Source organism: Mesorhizobium onobrychidis, from assembly GCF_024707545.1.
In the GTDB taxonomy this organism is placed as follows: domain Bacteria; phylum Pseudomonadota; class Alphaproteobacteria; order Rhizobiales; family Rhizobiaceae; genus Mesorhizobium; species Mesorhizobium onobrychidis.
Genome location: NZ_CP062229.1, coordinates 4,361,580 through 4,386,209, shown reverse-complemented (window position 1 = coordinate 4,386,209; position 24,630 = coordinate 4,361,580). Strand labels below are relative to the sequence as shown.

Annotated in this window: 23 protein-coding genes; 8 read left to right on the top strand and 15 right to left on the bottom strand. The window is 61.4% G+C overall.

All coding sequences use genetic code 11. The annotated features are described in order from the left end of the window. Nucleotides 1-169 precede the first annotated feature (169 nt). From IHQ72_RS21760 to IHQ72_RS21750, 3 genes are all read right to left on the bottom strand, one after another. Nucleotides 170-526, bottom strand: coding sequence for a VOC family protein (locus IHQ72_RS21760; protein ID WP_258117153.1), 357 nt, complete (start codon nucleotides 524-526; stop codon nucleotides 170-172). Between the two features lie 29 nt (nucleotides 527-555). Beyond that, nucleotides 556-954 (bottom strand): SRPBCC family protein, encoded by a 399-nt coding sequence (locus tag IHQ72_RS21755; RefSeq protein ID WP_258117152.1) that lies wholly within the window; start codon nucleotides 952-954, stop codon nucleotides 556-558. 68 nt (nucleotides 955-1,022) lie between these two features. Next, nucleotides 1,023-1,820 carry a helix-turn-helix domain-containing protein gene (locus IHQ72_RS21750; protein ID WP_258117150.1) on the bottom strand — a complete coding sequence of 266 codons (798 nt, stop codon included), beginning with the start codon at nucleotides 1,818-1,820 and terminating at the stop codon, nucleotides 1,023-1,025. Nucleotides 1,821-2,208: 388 nt separating this feature from the next. On the opposite strand from IHQ72_RS21750, the gene IHQ72_RS21745 reads away from it, so the two are divergent. Both IHQ72_RS21745 and rimO read left to right on the top strand, forming a co-directional pair. Continuing rightward, nucleotides 2,209-2,868 (top strand): TerC family protein, encoded by a 660-nt coding sequence (locus IHQ72_RS21745; protein WP_258117148.1) that lies wholly within the window; start codon nucleotides 2,209-2,211, stop codon nucleotides 2,866-2,868. 136 nt (nucleotides 2,869-3,004) lie between these two features. Then, entirely contained in the window at nucleotides 3,005-4,318 is a 1,314-nt protein-coding gene (gene rimO / locus IHQ72_RS21740) for a 30S ribosomal protein S12 methylthiotransferase RimO (RefSeq protein WP_258117146.1), read from the top strand. Nucleotides 4,319-4,448: 130 nt separating this feature from the next. On the opposite strand, the gene IHQ72_RS21735 is transcribed toward rimO, so the two are convergent. After that, nucleotides 4,449-5,357 (bottom strand): LysR family transcriptional regulator, encoded by a 909-nt coding sequence (locus IHQ72_RS21735; protein WP_258117144.1) that lies wholly within the window; start codon nucleotides 5,355-5,357, stop codon nucleotides 4,449-4,451. Between the two features lie 208 nt (nucleotides 5,358-5,565). Between IHQ72_RS21735 and IHQ72_RS21730 the strand changes: the two genes are divergently transcribed. After that, entirely contained in the window at nucleotides 5,566-6,765 is a 1,200-nt protein-coding gene (locus tag IHQ72_RS21730; RefSeq protein WP_258117143.1) for a beta-propeller fold lactonase family protein, read from the top strand. Nucleotides 6,766-6,884: 119 nt separating this feature from the next. Here the strand turns inward: IHQ72_RS21730 and IHQ72_RS21725 are convergent, their stop codons facing one another. The 8 genes from IHQ72_RS21725 to IHQ72_RS21690 form a co-directional block, all read right to left on the bottom strand. Beyond that, on the bottom strand, nucleotides 6,885-7,952 hold the full coding sequence (locus IHQ72_RS21725; protein ID WP_258117142.1) for a BMP family ABC transporter substrate-binding protein: 1,068 nt from the start codon (nucleotides 7,950-7,952) through the stop codon (nucleotides 6,885-6,887). A 51-nt stretch (nucleotides 7,953-8,003) separates the two neighbouring features. After that, nucleotides 8,004-8,924 carry an ABC transporter permease gene (locus IHQ72_RS21720; protein WP_258117141.1) on the bottom strand — a complete coding sequence of 307 codons (921 nt, stop codon included), beginning with the start codon at nucleotides 8,922-8,924 and terminating at the stop codon, nucleotides 8,004-8,006. Next, nucleotides 8,924-10,036, bottom strand: a complete 1,113-nt coding sequence (locus IHQ72_RS21715) for an ABC transporter permease (RefSeq protein WP_065010037.1) — start codon at nucleotides 10,034-10,036, stop codon at nucleotides 8,924-8,926. Before IHQ72_RS21715 ends, IHQ72_RS21720 begins: the two co-directional genes overlap by 1 nt. Next, a complete protein-coding gene (locus IHQ72_RS21710) occupies nucleotides 10,033-11,610 on the bottom strand; it encodes an ABC transporter ATP-binding protein (protein WP_258117140.1) in 1,578 nt (525 codons plus the stop codon). The genes IHQ72_RS21715 and IHQ72_RS21710 overlap by 4 nt, the downstream gene beginning before the upstream one ends. 125 nt (nucleotides 11,611-11,735) lie before the next feature. After that, nucleotides 11,736-12,713 (bottom strand): quinone oxidoreductase family protein, encoded by a 978-nt coding sequence (locus tag IHQ72_RS21705; protein WP_258117139.1) that lies wholly within the window; start codon nucleotides 12,711-12,713, stop codon nucleotides 11,736-11,738. A 20-nt stretch (nucleotides 12,714-12,733) separates the two neighbouring features. Next, on the bottom strand, nucleotides 12,734-13,501 hold the full coding sequence (gene pcsA, locus IHQ72_RS21700) for a phosphatidylcholine synthase (protein ID WP_374120402.1): 768 nt from the start codon (nucleotides 13,499-13,501) through the stop codon (nucleotides 12,734-12,736). A 35-nt stretch (nucleotides 13,502-13,536) separates the two neighbouring features. Further along, nucleotides 13,537-14,151: a DUF1326 domain-containing protein gene (locus IHQ72_RS21695; RefSeq protein WP_258117135.1), complete on the bottom strand. Its 615-nt coding sequence runs from the start codon at nucleotides 14,149-14,151 to the stop codon at nucleotides 13,537-13,539. A 12-nt stretch (nucleotides 14,152-14,163) separates the two neighbouring features. Further along, nucleotides 14,164-15,060, bottom strand: coding sequence for a DUF2182 domain-containing protein (locus IHQ72_RS21690; RefSeq protein ID WP_258117134.1), 897 nt, complete (start codon nucleotides 15,058-15,060; stop codon nucleotides 14,164-14,166). Nucleotides 15,061-15,164: 104 nt separating this feature from the next. Between IHQ72_RS21690 and IHQ72_RS21685 the strand changes: the two genes are divergently transcribed. Together IHQ72_RS21685 and hspQ are read left to right on the top strand one after the other, a co-directional pair. Then, a complete protein-coding gene (locus IHQ72_RS21685; RefSeq protein ID WP_258117133.1) occupies nucleotides 15,165-16,376 on the top strand; it encodes a UbiH/UbiF family hydroxylase in 1,212 nt (403 codons plus the stop codon). Between the two features lie 228 nt (nucleotides 16,377-16,604). After that, nucleotides 16,605-16,928: a heat shock protein HspQ gene (gene hspQ / locus IHQ72_RS21680; protein WP_029352484.1), complete on the top strand. Its 324-nt coding sequence runs from the start codon at nucleotides 16,605-16,607 to the stop codon at nucleotides 16,926-16,928. Between the two features lie 116 nt (nucleotides 16,929-17,044). Here hspQ and IHQ72_RS21675 read toward each other — a convergent pair whose 3' ends face one another. After that, nucleotides 17,045-17,674 (bottom strand): invasion associated locus B family protein, encoded by a 630-nt coding sequence (locus IHQ72_RS21675; protein ID WP_258117131.1) that lies wholly within the window; start codon nucleotides 17,672-17,674, stop codon nucleotides 17,045-17,047. 231 nt (nucleotides 17,675-17,905) lie between these two features. On the opposite strand from IHQ72_RS21675, the gene IHQ72_RS21670 reads away from it, so the two are divergent. Beyond that, complete coding sequence (locus IHQ72_RS21670; protein WP_258117130.1) at nucleotides 17,906-19,726, top strand: extracellular solute-binding protein; 1,821 nt, start codon at nucleotides 17,906-17,908, stop codon at nucleotides 19,724-19,726. Nucleotides 19,727-19,749: 23 nt separating this feature from the next. Further along, nucleotides 19,750-20,430: a DsbA family oxidoreductase gene (locus tag IHQ72_RS21665; RefSeq protein ID WP_123151511.1), complete on the top strand. Its 681-nt coding sequence runs from the start codon at nucleotides 19,750-19,752 to the stop codon at nucleotides 20,428-20,430. A gap of 43 nt (nucleotides 20,431-20,473) precedes the next feature. On the opposite strand, the gene IHQ72_RS21660 is transcribed toward IHQ72_RS21665, so the two are convergent. After that, entirely contained in the window at nucleotides 20,474-20,671 is a 198-nt protein-coding gene (locus tag IHQ72_RS21660) for a hypothetical protein (protein WP_258117127.1), read from the bottom strand. A 395-nt stretch (nucleotides 20,672-21,066) separates the two neighbouring features. Here IHQ72_RS21660 and IHQ72_RS21655 point away from each other — a divergent pair, with 395 nt between their 5' ends. Continuing rightward, the gene (locus IHQ72_RS21655) at nucleotides 21,067-22,953 is read left to right on the top strand and encodes an ABC transporter ATP-binding protein/permease (RefSeq protein ID WP_258117125.1); all 1,887 of its coding nucleotides are present in this window, start codon (nucleotides 21,067-21,069) and stop codon (nucleotides 22,951-22,953) included. 148 nt (nucleotides 22,954-23,101) lie between these two features. Here IHQ72_RS21655 and gor read toward each other — a convergent pair whose 3' ends face one another. Next, nucleotides 23,102-24,490, bottom strand: a complete 1,389-nt coding sequence (gene gor / locus IHQ72_RS21650; protein WP_258117123.1) for a glutathione-disulfide reductase — start codon at nucleotides 24,488-24,490, stop codon at nucleotides 23,102-23,104. Nucleotides 24,491-24,630 lie beyond the last annotated feature (140 nt).

Below are 24,630 nucleotides of genomic sequence, written 5' to 3'. Positions count from 1 at the left end.
TAAGGTGGTTCAGTGCAGGGACGACCAGCCGCGCAATCGGACCTTGGTGGCTCGCCTAGTCAGTGTTCAATATTCGCTCCTGGCGCTAGGAGCGGCATTAGTCCCCCTGGCCCCGCGCAAACCATGCGAAAGAGGCGCCGGGCTTGGCTCGGCGCCTCTTTCAGCTTCCTCACTTGTCCGACCACACCGCCAGCTCGTAGCCGTCCGGATCGGAGAAGTGGAAGCGGCGGCCGCCCGGGAAGGAATAGGCGGGCTTGACGATCTTCCCGCCGGCCTCCTCGACGCGGCGCTGGGTCTCGTCGAGCGTGTCGGCATAGAGGATCACCAGCGGCCCGCCTGCCGCCTTGCTCTGGCCGCCGAGAGCGAAGCCGCCGGTCAGGCGGCCGTCGTTGAACTCGCAATAGCTCGGCCCATAGTCCTTGAAGGACCAGCCGAAGGCCTTGCCGTAGAAGCCGCGCGAACGCGCGATGTCGCCGACGGAAAACTCGACATAGTCGATGCGCTTGTCGTTGCTGGATTTGGCCATGATCTTCTCCTTTCGGGGTCTTTGGAAGCTCAGCGTTCGAGCATTGCCTTCAGGGTGTTGAGGTCGCGCTGCACCGCTTCGGCGTCGTCAGCGAATGTCCCCTCCGTCATGTCCGGCGTCCTCAAGAGCACGAACATGACCTCCGCGCCGGTCCCGTTGGGAACCACGCGCACCGCATTGCGGGTTTCCTTGCCCTCGGCAAAGACGATGTGATCGAGGACACCGAGTTCGTTGGGCCGGGAGAAGCGGATGCGGATGGACCGGCCGTCGGGATCCTCCGCGGTCCACTCCTCGCCCGATCTTTCGAAGCGCCTGCCGAGGCCTGCCGCCCAGCGCTGGAAATTCTCCGGGATGGAGGCGAAGTCATAGACTTCGCGCCAGTCCCGGTCGATGGACACGGTGATGATGCGGGATTTGTAGATCGTCATATCTGCCTCCTTTCAACGAAGGCAGACTAGGCGGAGTTGGCGGTGGCGTATTGAACGAAACGGCCAGCTCAGGCGCCGAGCTGTCGCAGAACCGTCGCGGGCGAGAATCCCGACAGGCGCCGCACCTCGCGCGTGAGATGCGCCTGGTCGGAATAACCCGCCTCGAACGCAAGATCGGCCAGGCGCGGCTCGGCGGACTGCCGCGCCAGGTTCAGAAACCGCTGGAAGCGGAGAATGCGGTCGAGCGTCTTCGGGCCATAGCCGAAAGCCTCCTGGCAGCGGCGGCGAAGCGTTCGCGGGCTAACGTCGAGCCGGTCGAGGATCACCGCCATTCCCGGACCGGCGGATTCCGTTTTCAGCGCGTTGAAGGCAAATCCCATGTCCGGAGGCGGCGGCTCGACATCGGGCGCAAGACTGGAGAATGCGGCTTGCATCGCCCGCATCCGCTCCGTCGTGGAGGACGCATCGCCAATTCTCTGGGCGATTTCGCGCGCCAGTGCTCCCCAGAAGTGGCTGAGTGCCACGCGGCCGCCAACGATCTCCGACATCGGCAGGCCGAGCCATCGGCTTGCCGCCCCCGGTCGGAACCGGGTGCCTATCACAGTAGAGCCGGGTGTCAGCGCAGACAGGGCAACCGCCACGTCGGGGCCTGCTACGACCAGATCGCCGTCGATCCAGGTGATGTCGACGCAGCCGTCGGGGACCACGGCCGACAAGCTCCCCGCGTCCGGGCGCAATGTATTGGACCAGACACACTGGAAATGCCCTTCGAGTGCGGCCGGAGGATCGAACTCGCGGTATTCCCCAATCGCCCCGGAAAGGATTGGCGCCCCGGAAAGGACGGGTGTGTTGTCGTCAGACGTCACGAGCCTCTCCTGTGAGGAGCACTTTCGCAGGCATCGTACGCAGGCATCGTACTGTTCGGCCCCCGAAATCTATTGCGACGGCGGCGTGCTTCAACCCCAGTTGTGGTTCCGCCGGCCGCACCGTGGTCGCTGATATCCGCAATGATCCGCGGCCGGCTCGATACTTCGTCAACAATGTCGGCGCCCGCGACATCGGCCATGATCCTTTTCGGAGACCGGTCTTCGGTTTCCGGGATCATGCACTAACGTATCTCGATCACGGCGATTTCCACTCCGATCAGGCGGTTTGCCGGCCTTGTTCTCAAGCCGTCTCTTGACGCGCGGGAACCATACACGTTAGGGCGTCCGGGCACGAACGATTGGCGACCAAGCAAGGAAATTCCAGCTGATGGAAATTTTTACCGCCGCAGGCTTCTCGGCCCTGCTCCAGGTTATCGCCATCGACCTCGTACTTGCAGGCGACAACGCCATCGTCATCGGCCTCGCTGCGGCCGGCCTGCCGGCCGAACAGCGCAAGAAAGCCATCCTCATTGGCGTGCTGGCGGCGACCGTGCTGCGCATATGTTTTGCAGCAGTAACCGTTCAACTGCTCTTGATCGTCGGTCTGCTGCTGGCTGGTGGCATCCTGCTTTTGTGGGTTTGCTGGAAGATGTGGCGCGAACTGCGCACCTCGCATGCCGACGAGCTGGAAGCGACCGAGGCGCTGGCGAATGCCGATCTCGACAATGACAATGCCGTGGCTGGCAAGTCGCCGCGCAAGACGCTTGGCCAGGCAGCACTGCAGATCGTCGTCGCCGACGTTTCGATGTCGCTCGACAATGTGCTGGCGGTCGCTGGTGCCGCACGCGACCATTTCTCCGTGCTGATCATCGGCCTCGTGCTGTCGATTGCATTGATGGGTCTGGCCGCGAGCTTTATCGCCAGGCTGTTGCACCGCCACCGCTGGATTGCCTATATCGGCCTGCTGATCATCCTGTATGTCGCGCTCGATATGGTCTATCGAGGCGCGCTGGAAGTCTGGCCACATCTGAACAACGCGGTGAGCTAACGCCGCCTGTCCCGCCGCTTCCGTCGTCGGCACCGATACATTCATCGTGCGTTTCGTCGCGGTTGCCGCGGGCCCATACCAATGCCGCAATAAGTGTGGTACTGCGCCGCCAATCCCGAAAAGCCGGAAAACCTTTATGTCCGCTCCTCGCGTCAGCTTCGTCAGCCTTGGATGCCCGAAAGCCCTCGTGGATTCGGAGCGCATCATCACGCGCCTGCGCGCCGAGGGCTATGAGATCGCGCGCAAGCATGACGGCGCCGATCTGGTCGTCGTCAACACCTGCGGCTTTCTCGATTCGGCTCGCGATGAATCGCTCACTGCCATCGGCTCCGCCCTTTCGGAGAACGGCAGGGTCATCGTCACCGGCTGTCTCGGCGCCGAACCGCACGTCATCCGCGAAAAACATCCCAACGTTCTCGCCATCACCGGTCCCCAGGCTTACGAGAGCGTGATGGCTGCAGTGCATGAGGCCGCGCCCCCGAGCCACGATCCCTATGTCGACCTGTTGCCGCCGCAAGGCGTCAAGCTCACGCCGCGCCACTATGCCTATCTCAAGATTTCGGAAGGCTGCAACAACCGCTGCACCTTCTGCATCATCCCGGCGCTGCGCGGCGATCTCGTCTCGCGGCCGGCGGCCGACGTGCTGCGCGAGGCCGAGAAACTGGCCAAGGCCGGCGTCAAGGAAATCCTGGTCATTTCGCAGGACACCAGCGCCTACGGCATCGACATCAAGTACCAGAGCAGCATGTTCGGCGATCGCGAAGTGCGGGCGAAATTCCTCGATCTGTCGGAGGAACTCGGCAAGCTCGGCGTCTGGGTACGCATGCACTACGTCTACCCCTACCCGCATGTCGCCGATGTCATCCCGCTGATGGCCGAAGGAAAGATCCTTCCCTATCTCGACATCCCGTTCCAGCACGCCTCGCCGCAGGTGCTGAAGAACATGCGTCGGCCCGCCCATGGCGAAAAGACGCTCGACCGCATTCGCGGCTGGCGCGAAATCTGTCCGGATCTTGCCATCCGCTCCACCTTCATCGTCGGCTTTCCCGGCGAGACGGACGACGATTTCGAGATGCTGCTCGACTGGCTGGACGAAGCCAAGATCGATCGCGCCGGCTGTTTCAAATACGAGCCGGTCAGGGGCGCCCGCTCCAATGATCTCGGCCTCGAACAGGTACCGCAGGAGATCAAGGAAGCGCGCTGGCACCGCTTCATGCAGCGCCAGCAGAAGATCTCGGCGACGCAGCTCGCAAGGAAGGTCGGCAAGCGCCTGCCAGTCCTGATCGACGAGGCCCATGGTACCTCGGCGAAGGGCCGAACCAAATACGACGCACCCGAAATCGATGGCTCGGTGCATATCCAGTCGCGGCGCCCATTGCGTGCCGGCGACATCGTCACGGTCAAGATCGACCGCGCCGACGCCTACGATCTCTACGGTTCGGCGGTCTGATCGCCGGCGGGGCGAAGACCCCTTCTGCTAGAGCATTTTGCAGCCAAACGTCTTCGTTTGGCGTCCGACAAAATGCGTTAAAATAGAGAGTTAGAGCGCGGTTTTGGTTCGACCAAAAACGCAAAGCGCTCTAGGACGTGACTGTTTCGCTTGCACGGATAAGCATCCGCCTGAGCCAAGCGTGACCGGGGTCGCTGTCGTTCCTCCGATGCCATAGCAGAGTTTCCTGATAACCGAAGTAGTCGAAGGGCAGCGGAAAGGAGCGCACGCGCGGCCAATTCGTCAGCCGGATCACGTTTGCCGACAAGGTGCAGATCATGTCCGTCTGGGCGATGATCGCCGGCACGGCGAGCGCATAAGGCAGGCTCATTGCAACGGTCCGCTTCAGGCCGCGGTCGTCCAGAAGGCGATCAATGTAGCCCTTCAGGTCGCCGACATGAGTGACCAGCAAGTGCGGATACTTCAGAAAGAGTTCGAGCGTCATCGCGTCGCGGATCTCAGGATGCTCGGCCGAGACGATCGATAGCCAGTTCACGTGGAAGAGTGATGCACGTTTGATCGTCGTCGGCGCATCGGGCAGGATAGTGATCGCAAGGTCTATCGAGCCCTTCTCGAGACAATCGACGATTTCCTGTCGGTGTAGGCTGCGCAGGACGATCGAAATTCTCGGCGCCGCTGAACGGAGCACCGGCATCAGTCTGGGCATTAAAGTCGCCGCGATGTGATCGGTGGTCGCGATCCTGAAGATGCGACCCGATCGCTCCGGCGAGAACTGGCCGAACCCTCCCAGCGCATCCTGGATCTGCCGTAGCGCGGCCCGGATCGGATCGGCGAGGTCGAGCGCCTTTTCGGTCGGCCGCACGCCATCGGCATGACGGAAGAAAAGATCATCGGCGAAAAGCCGACGCAGATGGGCGAGGCGCTTGCTCATCGCTGGCTGGCTGAGCCCGATACGGGCTGCCGCCCCGCTCACGCTGCCTTCACTGAGCAGAGCGTCGAAGGCGACAAGCAGGTTCAGATCGATCGAAGCCAGATTCATGCTGGACCTCCGAGATCTTATTACTGAGAGGAATATTGAGATGTCAAATATCGATTTGACGACTGAAAGCGAACCCCGAAAATAGGCGCCTTCAATCGATATGGCGACATCGATGCGACGCTGTTCTCTCGCTGCTATTGTTCTATTCCTGATGCCGAACCTCTCAAGCGCTCAGCCGGCCGAAAGTCGCGGAGGGACCGTCTTCGCGTTGTCGGATGTCGATATGGTGCCGACCGTCTACGAGACGGGCGAGCTCGGGCCTCCAGATCCTCACTATCGGGATACGCTGTCCATCATCACCTCGCCGACAGAGCGGTCTCGCTCTGTTGCGCTGAAGGAGGTTTCGAATTCGACCTATGGGCCGCCCGGAGCACTAGACGTCTCCCTGGATGGCCAGTTCGTTTTCGTCGCCGAAACCTTCCGTCAACGCTCCGAACGGGCGACCCGCCTCGACGAGTTGCAGCAAGGCGACACGATCCGATCGCTCCAGTTCGATGGCGGCCACTCGGCGGTGGCCGACAGCGTGAGGATCGGAATCCAGCCGCAGGCGATCCATCTCAATCCTGCTGGCGATCTCATCGCCGCAATTACTGCCGACGCCGAACACGAACTCACTTTCGTTCCGGTCAGGGAGGGTCGGTTCGGCCAAGCATCCAGCTTCGGTCTCGGTCTTGAGCCGTCAACGGGTTTCATTCCATTGAAGGCGACCTGGGTGCAGTGGCATCCAAGCGGCCGGTATGTCGGGGTCAATCTCGTCGACCGTGGTCAGGTTGCCTTCTACGAGGTGCTGCGCGGAGAGGACGGAGCGGTTTCTGCTATTCGTCCCTGGGGCAATCGCATCCAGACGAACAAGTTCCCCTTTGTCGGCCGCTTTTCGCCGGACGGCCGCTACTACATCACCTCCGATGTTCAATGGGGAATCGATACGGCTGGTTTCTATGGCGTTCAGGAGGGCATTCTCACCACAGTCCGGCTTGCCGATGTCGGGACGACGGGCGACGCAGCAAGGCACACCGTGCCTCACATCGCGCTTGGTGGCTGGGGCGCCGAGACGATCGCCTTCAGCCCCGACGGCCGCTTTCTTGTCACGTCCAATCTTCGCGGCACCGGTAAGCAAGATGGCTCGCGCGACTGGACGGAGCACGCGTCGCTCAGCCTCTATCAGCTGGACTCTGAAACAGGACGGCTATCGCCGCACGGCGAATGGCCGCTCGCAGGCGTGCTGCCGCAAGGACTCGCTTTTGATCGCACGGGACAAAAGCTCTTCGTTGGCGTGAACCGTTACCGCAATGAGGAAGCGCCGCTTGGCGGCGCCGTCGAGATATGGCAGATCACGACGGATGGGCGCCCGGCGCTCGCTCCCACATCGGATCGTATCAGGCTGCCTACGGGCGTTCACACCCGCTGAACTTTCGTGAATGGGATTCGCAGCCGGGCAGGTTAACCTTCGAAGCTCTGCAGATGAAAAGAGGCGCCCAAAGGCGCCTCTCCTGTTCCGGCGAAAGCCGGCCGAGCCAAGGCTTGCGCTTACTGCGGCAGCTTGTCGTCGACGCCCTTGACGTAGAAGTTCATGCCGAGCAGCGTGGCGTCGTCGGCGACTTCGCCGTCCTTCAGCCACGGCGTTCCGTCCTGCTTGGCAATCGGCCCGGTGAAAGGATTCCATCCGTCGATAATCTTCTTCTCGGTGGCTTCCGCCATCGCCTTCACGTCGTCGGGCATGTTGGTGTAAGGGGCCATCTTAACGGCGCCGTCCTTGATACCCAGCCAGACATTGCCGGGCTTCCAGGTGCCGTCGAGTGCAGCCTTCACCCGGCCGATATAATACGGCCCCCAATCGTCGACGATCGAGGTCAACTGTGCCTTGGGAGCGAACTTGATCATGTCCGAAGACTGGCCGAAGCCCTGCAGTCCGCGCTCTTCGGCGACTTGCAGGGGAGCGGTCGAGTCGGTGTGCTGGACGATGATGTCGGCGCCCTGGTCGAACAGAGCCTTGGCGGCATCGGCTTCCTTGCCCGGATCGAACCATGAATTGACCCAGACGATCTTCGCCTTGAAATCCGGCTTGATTGACTGGGCGCCGAGCATGAAGGAATTGATGCCCATGACCACCTCGGGAATCGGGAACGAAACGATGTAGCCGGCGACGCCCGACTTCGATTGCTTGGCGGCGATCTGGCCGAGGATGTAGCGGCCTTCGTAGAAACGTGCGTTGTAGATGCCGAGATTTTCAGCCGTCTTGTAGCCGGTCGCGTGCTCGAACATCACGTCGGGGAACTTCTTGGCGACCTTCACTTCGGGGTCCATGAAGCCGAAGGACGTGCCGAAAATGATCTTGCAGCCTTCGCGCGCCAGGCGCTCGAAGGCACGATCGGCATCGGGACCCTCGGAGACGTTCTCCAGATACGCAGTCTCGACCTTGTCGCCGAGTGCCTTCTCTACGTCCAGGCGGCCCTGGTCATGCTGGTACGAATAACCGAAATCACCAATCGGGCCGGTATAGACCCAACAGGCTTTCAGCTTTTCCTGCGCTTCGGCGGTCGCCGCCAGCGACAATGCTACCGCCGTGGCCATCAGCGCAATAAGCAGTTTTTTCATCGTGTTACCTCTCTGAGTTAAGCCTTGGAGCTTCCCGTTTGTCTTTTATTCTCAACGATCCGGAACGAATGGCTGCCCCAAGGAAGCCGGTGTGTTCATCATCGTCAAACGCTTGTTGCGCGAGATTAGAACGAGAACCACGATGGTTGCCAGATAGGGCAACGAAGAAAGCAGTTGCGAGGGAACCGGAATGCCAAAAGCCTGTGCATGAAGTTGGCCGATCCATACCGCGCCGAAGATATAGGCGCCAGCCAGCACCCGCCATGGCCGCCATGATGCGAACACGACCAGCGCCAGCGCGATCCAGCCGCGTCCGGCGGTCATGTTCTCCACCCATTGCGGCGTATAGACCAGCGACAGGTGGCCTCCGGCAAGGCCTGCACAGGCGCCGCCGAAAATCACCGCCAGATAGCGGTAGCGGATGACCTCGATGCCAAGCGCATGGGCCGATGTGTGGCTGTCGCCGATCGAACGCAGCGTGAGCCCGGTGCGGGTCTTGAACAGGAACCACATGACGGCGGCGGTCAATGCGATCGAGATGTAGAAGATCGGGTCCTGGCCGAACAACAACCTGCCGATGACGGGGATCGCTGTCAGGCCGGGAATGTCGAGGTTTGGCAGCCTCGCGCCGGGCTGGCCGACAAAGCTGGTGCCCATCATGCCGGAAAGTCCGAGGCCGAGCAATGTCAGCGACAGGCCGGTCGCCACCTGGTTGGTGGCCAGCGACAGCGTCATGACGGCGAACAGCAGCGAAAACACCGCACCCAAGGCGATCGCCGCCAACAACCCGATCCACGGCGATCCGGTGAGATAGCCGGCGCCGAAACCGCCGACCGCCCCCATGATCATCATGCCTTCGACACCGAGATTGAGCACGCCGGAACGTTCGACCACCAACTCGCCGATTGCCGCGATCAGCAAAGGCGTCGCCGCGGTTGCGATGGTCAAAAGAATGTTGACGGTGATGTCCATCAGCGGGCCTCCTCCAGCTTCGGCGCGGATTCAAGCTTCGGCGCGGCAAAGCCGATCAGACGAATACGGTAGTGAATGAGGGTGTCGCAGCCGAGCACGAAGAACAGGAGCATGCCCTGGAACACGCGCGCCACCTTGTCGGAGATGCCGAGCGCGCTTTGCACCGCTTCGCCGCCGAGATAGGTCAGCGCCAGCACCAGGCCCGCCGCAACGATGCCTAGTGGATTGAGCCGGCCGAGGAACGCCACGATGATGGCGGCAAAGCCGTAGCCGGGTGAAATCACCGGCTGCAGCTGGCCGATAGCGCCGGAGACTTCCGAGATGCCGGCAAGTCCGGCCAGTGCACCAGACAGCATGAAGGCGAAGAACACCATCCGGTTGATACCGAAGCCGGCGAAGCGCCCTGCCCTGGGGCTTGAGCCGAGCACGCGAACCTCAAAGCCTTTCAGCATGCGGCTCATCAGGATCCATACCAGCACCGCCGCGACCAGCGCGAACACGAAACCCCAATTGGCACGGCCGGAGGCCGGCATCAGTTCCGGCAATATGGCCGAGTCGTTGAACTGTATCGTCTGCGGGAAATTAAAACCCTTCGGATCGCGCCACGGCCCGCGCACCAGCCAGTCGAGGAACAGCTGCGCGACATAGACCAGCATCAGGCTGGTCAGAATCTCGTTGGTGTTGAAGCGCGTCTTGAGCAAGGCGGGAATGGCGGCGTAGGCGGCACCGCCGACCATGCCGAACAGCAGCATAAGCGGCAGCACCAGCGGCCCTTCAAACTGCGGAAACAGCACCGGAATGCTCGAGCCGACGATGCCGCCCAGGATGAATTGGCCTTCCGCGCCGATGTTCCAGATGTTGGCCCTGTAGCAAACCGACAGGCCGACCCCGATCAGGATGAGCGGTGCCGCCTTGATCGCCAGCTCATGCAGCTGCCAGACCTGACTGACCGGCTCGAGGAAGTAAATTTGGAACGCCTTCAAAGGATTGACGCCAAGCAGTGCGAACAGGATCGCGCCGGCAATGATCGTCAACACGAATGCAATGAAGGGCGACAGCGCCGAGAACAGCATTGAGCGCTGTGGCCGTTTGACGAGTTCGAGGCGCATCATGACGTCTCCAGAGCGTGTTCGGCGTGGCCTGGCTCGGCCCCGCCCATCAGCAGTCCTATCTTTTCGAACGTGGCCTCGGCGCTCGGCAAAGGCTTCGACAATTCGCCATTGTGCATCACCGCGATCGCGTCGGATATCTCGAACAATTCGTCGAGATCCTGACTGATGACCAGCACTGCCGAGCCGCTGCGCGCCAATTCGATCAGCGTCTGGCGAATGTGGGCGGCGGCACCGGCGTCGACGCCCCATGTCGGCTGATTGACGACCATGACACTTGGCCTGCGGTCGAGTTCGCGGCCGACAATGAATTTCTGCAGATTGCCGCCTGAAAGCGCTGCCGCCTCCGGGTCCGGAGCGCTCTTGCGCACATCCATCGCCTTGATGATGCGCTGGGCAGCGGCATAGATCGCATCGCTTTTGACCATTCCGCCGGCGCCGACAAACACCTTGCCGTCGGTGGCATGGCGCGACAGAAGCAGGTTTTCCGAAAGCTTCATGCGGGGTGCTGCACCGTGGCCGAGCCGCTCTTCCGGCACGAAGGCAGCGCCCATCAGCCGCCTGCCGGTGATGCTGAGGCCGCCGGCATCCTTGCCGCGTATGCGCACCGAGGCGGCATCCTGCTGCGGCACCTCGCCGGAAACGGATTCGAAGAACTCGCCCTGGCCGTTGCCGGCAACGCCTGCAATGCCGATCACTTCGCCGGCGCGTACCGTCAGGTTGATATTCCTGAGCGGGATCGAGAACGGCGTTGCCGGCCTGCGGCTGAGTGCGCGAATTTCAAGCAGCGGCTGCGCGCTCTCAATACCCTGAACCGGCGCGCGCACCACGGCCTGAACGTCGTTGCCGACCATCATGCGTGCCAGCGATGCCGCGGTTTCCTTGCGCGGGTTGCAATGGCCAACCACCTTGCCGTGGCGCAGCACGGTGGCGCGGTCGCAGATGCGCTTGACCTCTTCCAGCCGGTGCGAAATGTAGAGGATGGACTTTCCTTCCGAGCGCAACCGTTCGAGCGTTTCGAACAGCTTGTCGGCTTCCTGCGGCGTCAGCACCGAAGTCGGCTCGTCGAGAATGATGAGCTGCGGCATCTGCAGAAGACAACGGATGATCTCGATACGCTGGCGCTCACCGACCGAGAGATCGCCGACCAGCGACTGCGGGTCGAGCGGCAGGCCGTAGCTGTAGGAAAGCGCCCTCGCCTTCGCGGCGATCGTGCTGATCGGCGAACCGTCGTCCAATGACAACGCGATGTTCTCGGCCGCCGTCAGTGCCTCGAACAACGAAAAATGCTGGAACACCATGCCGATGCCGAGCTTCTTCGCAAAGCCGGGATTGGTGATCGTGACCGCCTGATCGTTCCAGAAAATCTCGCCCGAATTGGGCTCCAATGTTCCGAACAGCATTTTGACGAGCGTCGACTTGCCGGCGCCGTTCTCGCCGAGCAATGCGTGGATTTCGCCTTTTGCGACGTTGAGATCGATATGGTCGCACGCGGTCAGCGTGCCGAACGTCTTGGTAAGGCCACGAACCTCGAGCAGGTTTGCGTCGTCCTGATTTGCACTCACAGTGCCTCCCATCTGGTTTGCCAGATATGTTCTGTGTTCCCGCAGGCATGGTATGCGCGGCCTGCTGTCATCGCAAAGCGGCACCCGTCTTGAAAGAGCTTCAAGAATTTCAGCGGAAACTCAAGGGATAGCAAGGCTCAAGGGATAAGAATGGTTGTCCCGGTCGTCCTGCGGCCTTCAAGGTCGGAATGCGCCTTGCCGGCATCCTTGAGCGCGTAGCGCTGGTTGATCTTGATCTCGACCGCGCCGCTGAGCACGATTTCGAACAACGCGGCGGCGGACGCCTCCAGGTCTTCGCGCTTGGCGTTGTAGACGAACAGCGTCGGCCGGGTTGCAAACAGCGAACCTTTCTGGGCCAGCAACGACATGCTGAACGGCGGGATCGGTCCTGACGATTGACCGAAGCTGGCGAACATGCCGAGGGGCTTCAGGCAGTCGAGCGAGGCCGGAAAGGTGTCGTTGCCTACCGAGTCATAGACGACGTCGCATTTCTTGCCGCCGGTGATGGCGAGGACGCCGGCGACGAAGTCCTGCTCGCGGTAGTTGATGACATGGTCGAAGCCATGCGCCTTGGCGAGCTCGATCTTGTCGGTGGAGCTGGCGGTGCCGATCACGGTTGCGCCAAGGTGCTTGGCCCATTGGCCGAGGATCAGTCCGACGCCCCCGGCCGCCGCGTGAAACAGGATCGTGTCGCCCGCCTTCACCTTAAAGGTACGGCGCAGCAGATACTCCGCCGTCATCCCTTTCAGCATCATGGCGGCCGCCTGCTCGTCGCTGATGCCGTCCGGCACCCTCACCACGCGGTCGGCGGCGATCACGCGCTGCTCGGCATAGGCGCCAGTCGTCACGGCATAGGCGATGCGATCGCCCGGCTTCAGCCAGTCGATATCCGCGCCCACTTCCACCACCACCCCGGCCGCCTCGCTGCCGGGGATCAGCGGAAAACCGCCTGGCGGCGGATAAAGGCCGGAGCGATGATAGACGTCGATGAAATTGAGGCCGATCGCCGTGTGCTTGACCAGGATTTGTCCCGAGCCGGGTTGGCCCGGATCGGTGTCCTCATAGGTCAGAACCTCCGGACCGCCATTCGCGTGGATGCGTATTGCTTTGGACATTGACCAGACTTCTGTTGGGATCAGGATTTCTTGGCGCCGAGCGTTGGAAAGAGCTGCATGATACCGCCGATGCATGCGAGGTAAAGTCCGGTGACCGTGATGCCGATCTTGGTGAAGACACTCACCTGCTCGCCCAAGACGCCGATCTGGTCGTAGAAGGCGGCAAGAGCTGCCTGCGCCAGCGCCAGCGCTCCGAAAGCGCACCATAGCAGCGTCATCCCAAGGTTGATCGGGCGCAGCCGCACCACCCGCACCGGGTGGATGAAATTGATCGGCACGAAGGTCAGAATGCCGGCCACCACGACGACGGCGAAGGAAACCCACTGTCCCGGATCGATGACGAACAGCGTGAACACCACCATGTTCCAGACCACCGGAAACCCCTTGAAGAAATTTTCCTTCGTCTTCATGCCGGTGTCGGCATAGTAGATCGCGCTCGACACGACGATGATCGCCGCCGACAGGAACGACAGGCCCTCACCCATGAAGCCGCGCTGGTAAAGCGCGAAGGCCGGTATCAGCACGTAGGTGACATAGTCGATGATGTTGTCGAGGAGTTCGCCCGACCATGTCGGCAGGATTTCCTTGACCTCGAGTTTCCTGGCGATCGGCCCGTCGATACCGTCGACGAACAGCGCCAGTCCCAGCCACCAGAACATCGCGGTCCAGCGCTGCTCGCTCGCCGCCACCAGCGACAGGAACGCCAGGAACGAGCCCGACGCGGTCAGCAGATGGACCGAGAACGCGCGCGCCTGCGGCCAAGTGACTTTCTTCTTCGGCCTCGGAATCCTGTCCGTGATTTTCCTGGCCGTTGTTTTTTTGCTCACGGGCCCCGCCAGTCCAGCTTGCAGATTTCGGCCGAGCGGCCGGCAAAATTCCAGTTGCGGCCGAAGGCCCGCATCTTGCTCTTGTCGGACTTGGCGACGATGATTTCCGGTGCGATCCAGTACTCTGAATTGCTGATCACCGTATCCTTGTCGCGGTCTTTGCCTGGGATCGGTGTCACCGCCCCGTCGATGATCTTCGGAATCTGGAAGATCCGCGTCCTGTCGCGCGTCTCATAGGTGACCGGCGCTTGCTCGACGCCGAGGAACTTTCCGACCAGGATGGAGAGCAGCGAGGTGGTTCCGCCAGCCTTGCCGGTAAAAATCCTGGTCAGCGCCTTTACCGCGTAGACTGAGGCGCGCTTGTCGATGAACAGTCCGGCGGTCCAGTTGCCGCGGCTCATATAGCCGGGGATTTCCATGACCAGCCCAAGGTTGAGGCCGGATAGGTCGACCTCGCCGAAATGGCCGGCATCGATGCGGAACCCCGCCCAGGTCTGACAATAGCCCTCGGTCGGCGGATGACTGCCGAGAGACAGCACGCAAGGGCAAAAAACCGTGCAATTGCAGGAGAGCACCAGCTCTCCCTTCATTGCCCAGTCTTGATCTGCCATAGAATTCTCTCCCTATGCCGAGACTACTAGCAGGGCGGTTGCCCAGACAAGCAGTATCGCACCGGCGATCCGGGTTGGCAGCCTGCCCGCCGTCTGTTTTTCGATCAAGGTGAACAGGCCGATCAGCGCCATCCAGAACACGTTCATCACACCGACGGCGAACGTCACCAGCATCAGCGCCCAGCAGCAGCCGAGGCACCAGACGCCCTGCTCCACGCCGAGCCGGAAAATGCGGCCGGGCCTCGCGCTCCAGTTCGAAAACAGGATCGAGAACGGGTTCTTGCACTTTGTCAGGCAGGCTTCCTTCAGGCCGCTGAACTGGTAGAGGCCGGCAACCAAAAGCGCGACTGCTCCGGTCGCTCCGACCACCGGATCGAGCATCTGCACAGGTGAGGCGAAGGCGTGGACGATGAGCGTCAGCGCCGCAAACACTGCCGACGCGGCCAACCACACGCTGAGGTAACCGGCGACCAGGACCAGCGGATGGACGACCGGTTCGCCCTTGATCCGCGCAGTATCGGCAATCTCGCAATAGGTGCGGATCATCGGCGCCGCCGAGGGCAGCATGGTGGCGATCGCCATCAGGAACCACATGACGATGAGCGCTCCGGCCTGCGCGCCGACGCCTCCGTCGAGCGGCGCGGGTGCAAGACAAAGGGTGAAGAAGCGCTCGAGAAAATCCGGCAGCGGCAGCTGCGGCAGATATCTGAGCATCATGTCGCCGGGCACATCGATGCCCGGAACCCGGCTTTCGGCGCCGCGAATCGCCATGGCGCCGAGAAGCAGCCAGGCCAGGAGGACGCCTGCGCCCAAAATGATGCTCACCGCCAGTCGGGGATTGCGCGAGACGCTCGCCATGGCGCGGCCGAAACGGTCGAGATGGCTGAAATCATGGTCTTGGCCGATCATGGCAATCGAATGGGCCGAATCGCCGCGTTGATCAAGCCGTATGATCTGACCTATATGCTTATCAGGTCGGACCGACCGCCTGGCATCACAATCCGGAAGCGAACTTGGACCATCAGCAAACAGCACGGATACTGGTTGCCGGCAGTGGCCCGGCAGGGCTGATCGCAGCGCTTGGCTTCGCGGATGCCGGCTTTCCGGTGACGCTCGTCGGACCTGAGGCAAATGGCCAAGACGGCCGAACGACGGCCTTGATGAACCCAGCCCTGAAGATCCTCGGACGGTTGGGCGTCCTTGATGAGGTGAGGTCCAAAGCCGCATCGCTGAAGGTTATGCGCATCGTCGATGCAACCAACCGGCTGATCCGCAGCCCGGTGGTCATTTTTCGCGCCAGCGAAATCGGCGAGCAGCAGTTCGGGCTGAATTTACCCAACAGCGCGCTCAATCCCGCACTTGCCGGGGCGGTAGCCGCGCATTCAGGCATCGAATGGCGAAAATCGATGGTGGCGACCTGGCGCCTCGACGCCGATCATGCCCATGCGATCCTGTCTGACGGCAGCGAGGTTGCAGCATCGCTGGCGGTCGCTGCCGACGGGCGCCTGTCGCCGGCCCGCGAGGCTGCCGGCATCTCGACATCCGCCCGGTCCTATCCGCAGGCGGCACTGGTTCTCAATTTCGGCCACCGCAGCGACCACGCTTTCACCTCGACCGAATTCCACACCGAGACCGGCCCGTTCACCCAGGTTCCCCTGCCCGGCAATCGGTCCAGCCTTGTCTGGGTGGTAGAACCGGAAATGGCGAAGGAACTCGTCGCACTGGACGATGCGACGCTTTCGATGCGGGTCGAACAGCGGATGCAATCGATGCTGGGCCGGGTGTCTGTCGAGCCGGGCCGGCAGATCTACGCGCTTTCGGGCGTGACGCCGCGGTGCTTCGCGCGCAACCGGGTGGCACTTGTCGGCGAAGCCGCCCATGTGTTCCCGCCGATCGGCGCGCAAGGTCTCAACCTTGGTATCAGGGATATCGACGATCTTATTGGGATTGCTTGCGAAAACAGAACCGATCCAGGTGCCGTCAAGGCGCTCGCGGCTTACGATTTCAGGCGGCGGCCCGACATTCTGGCACGCAGCGGCGCGGTCAACCTGCTCAACAAGTCGCTGCTCTCGGACATGCTGCCGGCACAGATGGCGCGCAGCGCCGGCCTCGGCGTGCTCGGCGGCTTCGCGCCGCTTCGCGCCTTTTTCATGCGCGAGGGGCTGCGGCCCGGCAGTGGTTTTGCCGCGCTCGCCGGTGGCTTATGGAAACAAGTCCGGCGGTAGCACGCCCCTCGGGCGGGCTGGCCCATAGCTTGACGTGCCGTCAAGCGCTTCGGCATTGATCAGGCACTTCGGCATTGAATTGATGCGGCGTCTGCGTCAAGGAGGGTCAGGCATCCGCCATAAGTCGGGCTCGATTTTTTGAAGCGTAATGCGTAAATTCAAAGTCTTAGAGAGTCTTTGCGCATTCCAAGGGCGCGGCACTCCTAGGACTTAGTGGTGAGTACGATGATGAAAACAGCCAAATTCTCGATCGGACAGGTGGTTCGCCACCGGCTGTTTCCGTTCCGCGGCATCATTTTTGATGTCGACCCGCAATTCGCCAACACCGACGAATGGTACGAGGCGATCCCCGCGGATGTGCGGCCGCGCAAGGACCAGCCCTTCTACCACTTGCTCGCCGAGAATTCGGAAACGGAATACATCGCCTATGTGTCTGAGCAGAACTTGCTCGAGGATCAGTCTGGCGAACCGGTGCGGCATCCGGAGATCGGCGAGATGTTCGACAAGAGGCCGGACGGCCGCTACGAGCCGAGACGCCAGTCAAGACATTGACCTGACGGATTGCGGGCCTGATGGGCTCAAGAAATGGCCGGCCGGAACAAAAAAGCGGGGCATGACCCCGCTTTTTCCTTGGCTTGAGAAATTGTCTTATTCGCCCCGAGGGGCGATCAGTTGGCGGTCTTCGCCTTGTCCTGCTCTTCCTTGAGCTTCTTGGCGAAGTCCTGATTGTTCTTGGCAACGAAATCCTGAAGCTTCTTCTGCCGATCCTCGATGTCCGACTGCTGCAGCGGCGGCCCGTCGAAGGCGCCGCTGAAGCCGGTCAGCGCGATCTTGATCGGGTTCGGCTGGTTCTGGAAATTGACCGAGGTCAGCGTCAGGTTCGAACCCTTCTTGAAGGAGGCGACGAGCTGGTCGGTCAGCGGGACTTCCGCCACGCAGCGGTCGGGGAAGCAGATCACATAATCGAGCTTCTGCGCCTTCCCGGTATCGATTTGAAGGCCAATGCCGGGAGGAACCAGGCGACCGGTCGGAACCGTCACCTGGAACACCTTGCGGTTTATCTTGCCCTTCAATTCGATCAGGCTGACGCCGGTGACGAGCTGGCCGTTACCGGCAGTGGTGATGTTCTGGACATTGCAGATGTCGACGTCTTCCTGCTTGGTGCAGGCTTTGAACCAACCCTGCGGAATCTGCTGTTGCTGTTGCGCAAGAGCTGCTGGAAGTTGTGTGCCCAGAAAGCCGACCACGCCAGCGGCCAGGACCGACAGGCGGTACGCGTTGCTGTTCAGGCTCGTCATATCGTGAACTTCCTCTCAAATGATCCCAGGACCGGCTTCTTCGCGCCGTGTGGTCCAGCTACCTGTTGCTGAAATGAGGCAACAGAATGACTCGGACGGCGTGTTACACTGCCAGCGGTGCCGAATCCAGCCCGATACTCGCAATTCTTGAACTCGCGATTGACCGGGAGGCGGCCGGCTCATGCTAGGGTGCGCTCCGAATCATCAAGCCGACCCAGTAAGGAGACGGTCATGGGCCGCGTTCTTGTTTGGCTGATCGCCGCGATCTCGTCTATCACACTTTCGCTTCAGCCAGCTGTATCGGAGCCGAAACACGCGATCGCCATGCAAGGCGAGCCGGCGCTGCCGGCCGACTATACGCATTTCAACTACGTCAATCCCGATGCGCCGAAGGGCGGCAGCATCACCTATTGCGTCGTCGGCAGCTTCGACAATCTCAACCCATTCATCCTGAAAAGCCTGCGCACGACGGCACGCGGCATGATCGATAGGATCTTCGGCAATCTCGTCTTCGAGCCGTTGATGCAGCGCAATGACGATGAAGCCTTCAGTCTTTATGGCCTGCTTGCCGACACTGCCGACATGGATCCGGAGCGCAAGAGCATCGAATTCCACCTCGATCCGAGGGCCAAGTGGTCTGATGGCCAACCGATGACTGCGGAAGACGTACTGTTCACTTACGAGGTCTTTACCGAGAAAGGCCGGCCACCCTACAGCGCCCGTATGAGCATGGTCGCCAAACTCGAAAAAATCGGCGACCGCAGCGTGCGCTTTACATTCAATGACAAGGCTAACCGCGAGACTCCGTTGGTTATCGCGATGACGCCAATCGTACCGAAGCACGCTTTCGACAAGGAGACCTTCGACAGGACCACGCTGAAACCTGTGATCGGCAGCGGCCCGTACACCGTGGCGCACGTGGCGCCTGGCCAGCGCATCGTGTTCAAGCGCAACCCAAATTATTGGGGCAAGGACATCCCCGCCAAGCGCGGTTTCGACAATTACGACCAGATCACCATCGAATATTTCCTCAATGCCAACGCCAAGCTGGAAGCTTTCAAGAAAGGCATCTGCGCCATCGATGACGACAGCGATCCGGTCAAGCGCGAGCGCGATCTCGACTTCCCGGCCTTCCACAAGGGCGACGTGATCGCCGAAACGTTCGACACCGGCATCCCGCCAGTGGTGACGGGGTTCCTGTTCAACACACGGCTGCAGAAGTTTTCCAATCCGGTCGTTCGACGCGCGCTCGGCATGCTCTACGACTTCGAATGGGCCAACAAGAACTTGTTTGGCGGCAAGTATATGCGCACCATGAGCTATTGGCAGAATTCCGATCTTTCCGCGCTCGGCCATCCGGCCGACGACAGGGAAAAGGCGCTTCTGGCACCCTACCCGGGTCGTGTGCCAGCCGATGTCATGGACGGCACCTGGCGGCCACCCGTCACCGACGGCTCGGGCCAGGACCGCAAGGTGCTGAAAGCTGCCTTCGACATATTGAAGGGCGCGGGCTATACCTTGCAGGATGGAGTGATGCTCGATCCCGAGGGGAAACCCTTCGGCTTCGAGATCCTGACCGCCTCGCAGAACGAGGAGCGCCTTGCCGCCATCTACCAGCGCACGCTGGCGAAGATCGGCATCGCTGTCACCATCCGCAGCCTTGACGGCGACCAGATCCAGTCGCGCAAGCAACGTTTCGATTTCGATGTGCTGATCGGCGCCAGCGGCTTCGAGAACTCGCTGTCGCCGGGCATCGAGCAGCTCGGGCGCTGGGGATCAGCTGCCGCCAATGCCGAAGGGTCATTCAACCTTGCCGGCGTCGCCGATCCGGCGATAGATGCCGCACTAGAGGCGATGCTCGACGCCCGCAGCCGCGAAGATTATGTTGCCGCCGTCCGGGTCCTCGACAGGTTGTTGATCTCCGGCCACTACATGGTTCCGATGCAGCACAACACGCAGCAATGGCTCGCCTACTGGAGCTACCTGGAACATCCGCAAAAGACGCCCATATCAGGCTATCGACTGCCGACATGGTGGCGCAAGCCGAAGTGACCTCTTCGGCACAGGAGATCAAGATGAGCGACGAGAAGTCGATTACCGTCGATGTGGTCTCCGACGTCGTCTGTCCGTGGTGCTTCATCGGCCAGAAGCGGCTCGACAAGGCGATCGCCGCGGCAAGCGATGTCGACGTGCACATACGCTGGCGGCCGTTCCAGCTCGACCCGACCATCCCGCCCGAAGGCAAGGATCGCCGCGAATACATGGTGGCCAAGTTCGGCAGCGACGAACGCGTCCGCGAGATCCACGCCCGCATCGAGCCACTGGGCGAAGCCGAGGGGATCAACTTCGCCTTCGCCGCCATCAAGGTCGCGCCCAACACGCTGGACGCGCACCGCGTCATCCGCTGGGCTGGTGCCGCCGGCGAGGTCATGCAGAACCGGCTGGTGCGACGTCTGTTCCAATTGAATTTCGAGGAAGGCGCCAATCTCGGCGATCATGCCGTTCTGATCAACGCCGCCCGCGAGGCCGGCATGGATGCATCCGTGGTCGAGACGCTTTTGCCGACTGACGCCGATGTCGAGGCGGTGCGCACCGAAATCGCCACCGCTTCGCGCATGGGTATCACGGGCGTGCCGTGCTTCCTGCTTGAGGGCAAGTATGCGGTGATGGGCGCGCAGGACGCCGACACGCTCACCGACGCCATTCGCCAGGTTGCGGCGGCCAAGGCGCGGGGCGAGTTGGAGAAAGCGAACTGAAGAGGCGCTACTCCACCGTTATCTTGGCGTTGCTGACGAAAAATCAGTGCCCGTTGCTGCTGGTGCAGGCGCCCTTGGTTGACGCCTTGCAGGAAAGCGACCCCTTGCTGCAGCTGTTTCCGTAGGCGAGCTTGGCGGCATCGCCGCGCAGCGCTTCAGCCAACGCCATTCCGGTTACTTTTCCGGCCGCCGCCAGGTCCGACATGGCAACAAAGACGTGTCGAAGACGGCACTTTTTCATGCGCGTCCATCTTCCGCAGCATAAAAATCGGCTGATCGGCCTCGCTCTTGCCTTCACAAAACTGTGGAAAGAGCTTCCCTAAGGGAAGATGCCGGCGCCCGCACGAACGGATCAGCAAACCATTGAAATTACAAAGATAACGTTCCTTAGGGAACGACATGGCATGACATTGCAGTCCTGAATTCTGTTGCTTGATGGCAACGGCGAGCGGATCAATCCTTCGCAGGCCGAGAAAAGATAATGGAAAATGATCAATTGGTGTTACTGTCTGTAACAAAACTAAAAGAGGGTTGGGCGGGATTGTGATTCGGGTCGGTAGACCAGAGCGACATTCAATATCGGAAAAATGGCTCCGCGGTGCCGCAAGGCCGCCGCTCCTGACACCGGTTTCCTCGATGCGCAGCTTCTGGGGACTGATGCGGGCCTACTGGTTCTCGGACCGCTGGGTGGAGGCCTGGACGCTGACGCTGGTCATAGCGCTGTTTACCGCGCTCTCCAGCAAAGCCGGCGTCTGGTTCGCCGAAGCATCCGGGGAACTGGTCAACTCGATCGCCTTTTACCACGATGCCGCGAACACCACGCCGCTCGCATCGCTGCTCACCAATGCCGGCATGCTCATCCTTCTGGTCGTGCTCAAGGACGCGGGCTTTACCGGCATCCGCACCTTTGTTTCCGCAACGCTGCATCGCAAATGGCGCGGTTGGCTGGACAGCCGTTTCAACGAAGCGCTTCTCGACACCAATCACACGCACTTCCATGCCCAGCATGGTTCCTCCGGCACTGCTGCTCCCGACAACATCGACCAGCGCGTTCAGGAATCGATCAAGGACATGACCGGCGGAGCCATCGGCCTAGCCATGGGGGTCATGGCTGTCGCCACATCGCTTTATTTCGTCGGCCGGAAACTGCTTGAAACCTCGGCGGAGGTGAAAGGGCTGGAGTTCCTCGGCAGCTATGGCAGCGCGGTCCTGGCTTTCCTGGCGGTCGCCATATACGTGCCGCTGAACACCTGGATCGCGGTGAAGCTCGGCAGACTGCTGGAGCGGATCAACATCCGGATGCAGCAGTCCGAAGGCAGTTATCGCGGCGAGTTGACGACGTTCCTGCGTCGCAGTTTCCACGTCGCCGCATCACAGGGCGAGAACGTGCAAAAGACGATGCACGACCGGCTTTATGTCGACATCGACCGCACTTGGGCGCGGCTGAACATTGTCAACACCGGCTACCGTTCGTTCGAGTTGGTCTACAATTTCATCGGCGCCCGCATTGTCGCCTACGGGCCCGGCCTCGTGCCCTACATCCACAACCGTTTCGATCTCAAGGGCTACATAACCGGCTCCGAGATGGTCAACTCGCTGATCAGTCAGTGTTCGTGGTTCATCCATGTCATGCCTTCCATTGCGGCTCTGCGGGCCAACAGCCAACGCGTCACCGAACTCGCCAACGCGATCGAAAACGTCCAGCACCCGCAGGAATTCTACAGCCTCACCGGCTGCTCCGATTTCCGCTACGACCGCCAGAACCCGGTTTTCGGTTTGACCATCCAGAAGCTGGAGCTGACCCATCAGGGCGAGGACGCCACGCCCTTCCTGAGCGCTGCGAATTTGCGCTTCCGACGCGGTGAGTGGACGTTCCTGAAGGGCGAATCGGGTTGCGGCAAGACATCGCTGATCAAGGCAATCAACGGCTTGTGGCCCTATGGCCGCGGTACCATCGTCTTCCCGGAAGGGGTCGAAAGTTTCTATGCCGCCCAGGAGGTCAAGCTGCAGCAGGTCTCGCTGAAGCAACTGGTCTGCCTGCCCGGCTCAGAGCGCGATCACACCGACACGCAGGTTGCATCGGCTCTGCACAGAGCGGGCCTTGGCGATTTCATCGAACACATGGCCGATGAAAGCCGCGAGGGAATGAACTGGGACCAGGTGCTTTCGGGCGGCCAGAAACAGAAGCTGGTTGTCGCTCGTATCGTGCTGCAGCAGCCCGGACTGCTGTTCCTCGACGAAGCGACCGGCGCGCTCGATCCCGAAGGGAAGATCGCCTTCCATCAAGCGATCAAGGACAATTGTCCCGACGTCACGGTGATCTCAATCATGCACGAGGCCTTGCCGCCAAGATCGCTTTCAGGCGCCGAATTCTACCACAGCATCGTTACGATCGCAGATGGCGTCGCGACCAAAAAGCCGCTGGCGCCGAGCCTGCCGGTGGAGCTCACCACAATCCTCGAGCACCCAAGGCCGGTCGAGGAAAGATGGCTGCGCTTCCCTCGCCGCATGAGGCAGAAATAGCGGCGAACACAATATCGTTGCCCAGCGTCGCTAGTGATCCTGCCATGCCCGCCACGGCCGGCAGCAGGGCACAAGTCAGGCCTGCCGGCCAGTTGCACCATCGCTTGCGTGCATGGAATGCTCCGTTGGCGACGGCACGGGCAAAACGTCAGACGCGCTCGCCGTGCTTCACCCGGTAGGTCGGCTTGTACATGGTGACGAGTTCTTCCGCCGCGGTCGGGTGCACGGCCATCGTGCGGTCGAAGTCATCCTTGGTCAGCCCCGCTTTCAGCGGAATGCCGAGAAGCTGTGCCATCTCGCCGGCATCAGGCCCGAGGATATGGGCGCCGAGCACTTTTTTCGAGGCGCCGTCGACCACCAGCTTCATCAGCATCTTTTCGTCGCGGCCGGACAGTGTGTGCCGCATCGGCCGGAAGGTGGCGCGGTAAACCTCAACATCGGAAAAACGCTTTATGGCCTCGTCTTCCGACAGGCCGACCGTGCCGATCTCGGGCTGCGAGAAGACCGCGGTGGCGATCGTATCATGGTCGGGCGCGGTCGGGTTGCCCTTGAAGGCGGTCTCGATGAAGCACATTGCCTCGTGGATCGCCACCGGCGTCAATTGCACGCGGTTGGTGACGTCACCAATCGCCCAGATGTTGTCGACGTTGGTGCGCGAATATTGGTCGACATGGATCGCGCCGGTCTTGGTCATCTCGATGCCGACGCCCTCAAGACCCATGTTTTCGGTGTTGGGGAGACGCCCGATGGCGAGCATGACCTGATCGACCGTCAGCACCTTGCCGCCGGTGACGACAGCGTCGAGGCGCCCGTCCGGACGCTTCCTGATCCATTCGGATACGGCATGGCAGAGGATTTTTATCCCCTTCTTTTCCATCGTCTCGTGCAGCATGCGCCTGAGATCCATGTCGAAGCGGGAGAGAATCTCCTTGCCGCGATAGACCAGCGTTGTGTCGACGCCGAGGCCGTGAAAGATGTTGGCGAATTCGACGGCAATATAGCCGCCGCCCTCGATCATGATCGCCTTCGGCAATTCCTTGAGATCGAACGCCTCGTTGGAAAAGAAGCAGTGCTCATGGCCGGGCAGAGCCGGGTGCGGCGCCGGGCGACCGCCGGTGGCGATGAGAAGCTGGTCGGCGGTGACGGTGCGGTCCTCGCCGAGAAGATGCACCACATGCGGATCGACCAGCATGGCGCGTGACTGAAACGTCTCGCCGCCGGCGCCTTGGACATTCTTCCTGTAGATGGCTTCCAGCCGGCTGATCTCGCGATCCTTGTTGGCAACCAATGTCTGCCAGTCGAAGCTCGCCTGCGGCACGGTCCAGCCATAACCTGCGGCGTCGGCAAAATGTTCGGGAAATTGCGAGGCATAGACATAGAGCTTCTTCGGCACGCAGCCGCGAATGACGCAGGTGCCGCCATAGCGGTATTCCTCGGCAATGCCGACACGTTTGCCGAGTGCCGCCGCCACGCGCGCCGCCCTCACCCCACCGGAGCCGCCGCCGATGACGAAAAGATCGTAGTCGTAACCGGCCATGGTGCCGCTCCTTGCCCTTCAAAATGTTTGAGACAGGTAGGCTGCAAACCACCAAAAGAAAAGCCCGGACCACCGCGCCGCGTATGTTGTCAGACGCGCGACGGAGGCCGGGCTTTCCGGTCCAGCAGCGATAACTCCGC

What these genes read in the sequence shown, in the direction of transcription:
- IHQ72_RS21760 (WP_258117153.1), bottom strand. Translation starts at nt 526, where the DNA reads ATGGCCAAATCCAGCAACGACAAGCGCATCGACTATGTCGAGTTTTCC.
- IHQ72_RS21755 (WP_258117152.1), bottom strand. Translation starts at nt 954, where the DNA reads ATGACGATCTACAAATCCCGCATCATCACCGTGTCCATCGACCGGGAC.
- IHQ72_RS21745 (WP_258117148.1), top strand. Translation starts at nt 2,209, where the DNA reads ATGGAAATTTTTACCGCCGCAGGCTTCTCGGCCCTGCTCCAGGTTATC.
- rimO (WP_258117146.1), top strand. Translation starts at nt 3,005, where the DNA reads ATGTCCGCTCCTCGCGTCAGCTTCGTCAGCCTTGGATGCCCGAAAGCC.
- IHQ72_RS21735 (WP_258117144.1), bottom strand. Translation starts at nt 5,357, where the DNA reads ATGAATCTGGCTTCGATCGATCTGAACCTGCTTGTCGCCTTCGACGCT.
- IHQ72_RS21725 (WP_258117142.1), bottom strand. Translation starts at nt 7,952, where the DNA reads ATGAAAAAACTGCTTATTGCGCTGATGGCCACGGCGGTAGCATTGTCG.
- IHQ72_RS21720 (WP_258117141.1), bottom strand. Translation starts at nt 8,924, where the DNA reads ATGGACATCACCGTCAACATTCTTTTGACCATCGCAACCGCGGCGACG.
- IHQ72_RS21715 (WP_065010037.1), bottom strand. Translation starts at nt 10,036, where the DNA reads ATGATGCGCCTCGAACTCGTCAAACGGCCACAGCGCTCAATGCTGTTC.
- IHQ72_RS21710 (WP_258117140.1), bottom strand. Translation starts at nt 11,610, where the DNA reads ATGGGAGGCACTGTGAGTGCAAATCAGGACGACGCAAACCTGCTCGAG.
- IHQ72_RS21705 (WP_258117139.1), bottom strand. Translation starts at nt 12,713, where the DNA reads ATGTCCAAAGCAATACGCATCCACGCGAATGGCGGTCCGGAGGTTCTG.
- IHQ72_RS21695 (WP_258117135.1), bottom strand. Translation starts at nt 14,151, where the DNA reads ATGGCAGATCAAGACTGGGCAATGAAGGGAGAGCTGGTGCTCTCCTGC.
- IHQ72_RS21690 (WP_258117134.1), bottom strand. Translation starts at nt 15,060, where the DNA reads ATGATCGGCCAAGACCATGATTTCAGCCATCTCGACCGTTTCGGCCGC.
- hspQ (WP_029352484.1), top strand. Translation starts at nt 16,605, where the DNA reads ATGAAAACAGCCAAATTCTCGATCGGACAGGTGGTTCGCCACCGGCTG.
- IHQ72_RS21675 (WP_258117131.1), bottom strand. Translation starts at nt 17,674, where the DNA reads ATGACGAGCCTGAACAGCAACGCGTACCGCCTGTCGGTCCTGGCCGCT.
- IHQ72_RS21670 (WP_258117130.1), top strand. Translation starts at nt 17,906, where the DNA reads ATGGGCCGCGTTCTTGTTTGGCTGATCGCCGCGATCTCGTCTATCACA.
- IHQ72_RS21665 (WP_123151511.1), top strand. Translation starts at nt 19,750, where the DNA reads ATGAGCGACGAGAAGTCGATTACCGTCGATGTGGTCTCCGACGTCGTC.
- IHQ72_RS21660 (WP_258117127.1), bottom strand. Translation starts at nt 20,671, where the DNA reads ATGAAAAAGTGCCGTCTTCGACACGTCTTTGTTGCCATGTCGGACCTG.
- IHQ72_RS21655 (WP_258117125.1), top strand. Translation starts at nt 21,067, where the DNA reads ATGCGCAGCTTCTGGGGACTGATGCGGGCCTACTGGTTCTCGGACCGC.
- gor (WP_258117123.1), bottom strand. Translation starts at nt 24,490, where the DNA reads ATGGCCGGTTACGACTACGATCTTTTCGTCATCGGCGGCGGCTCCGGT.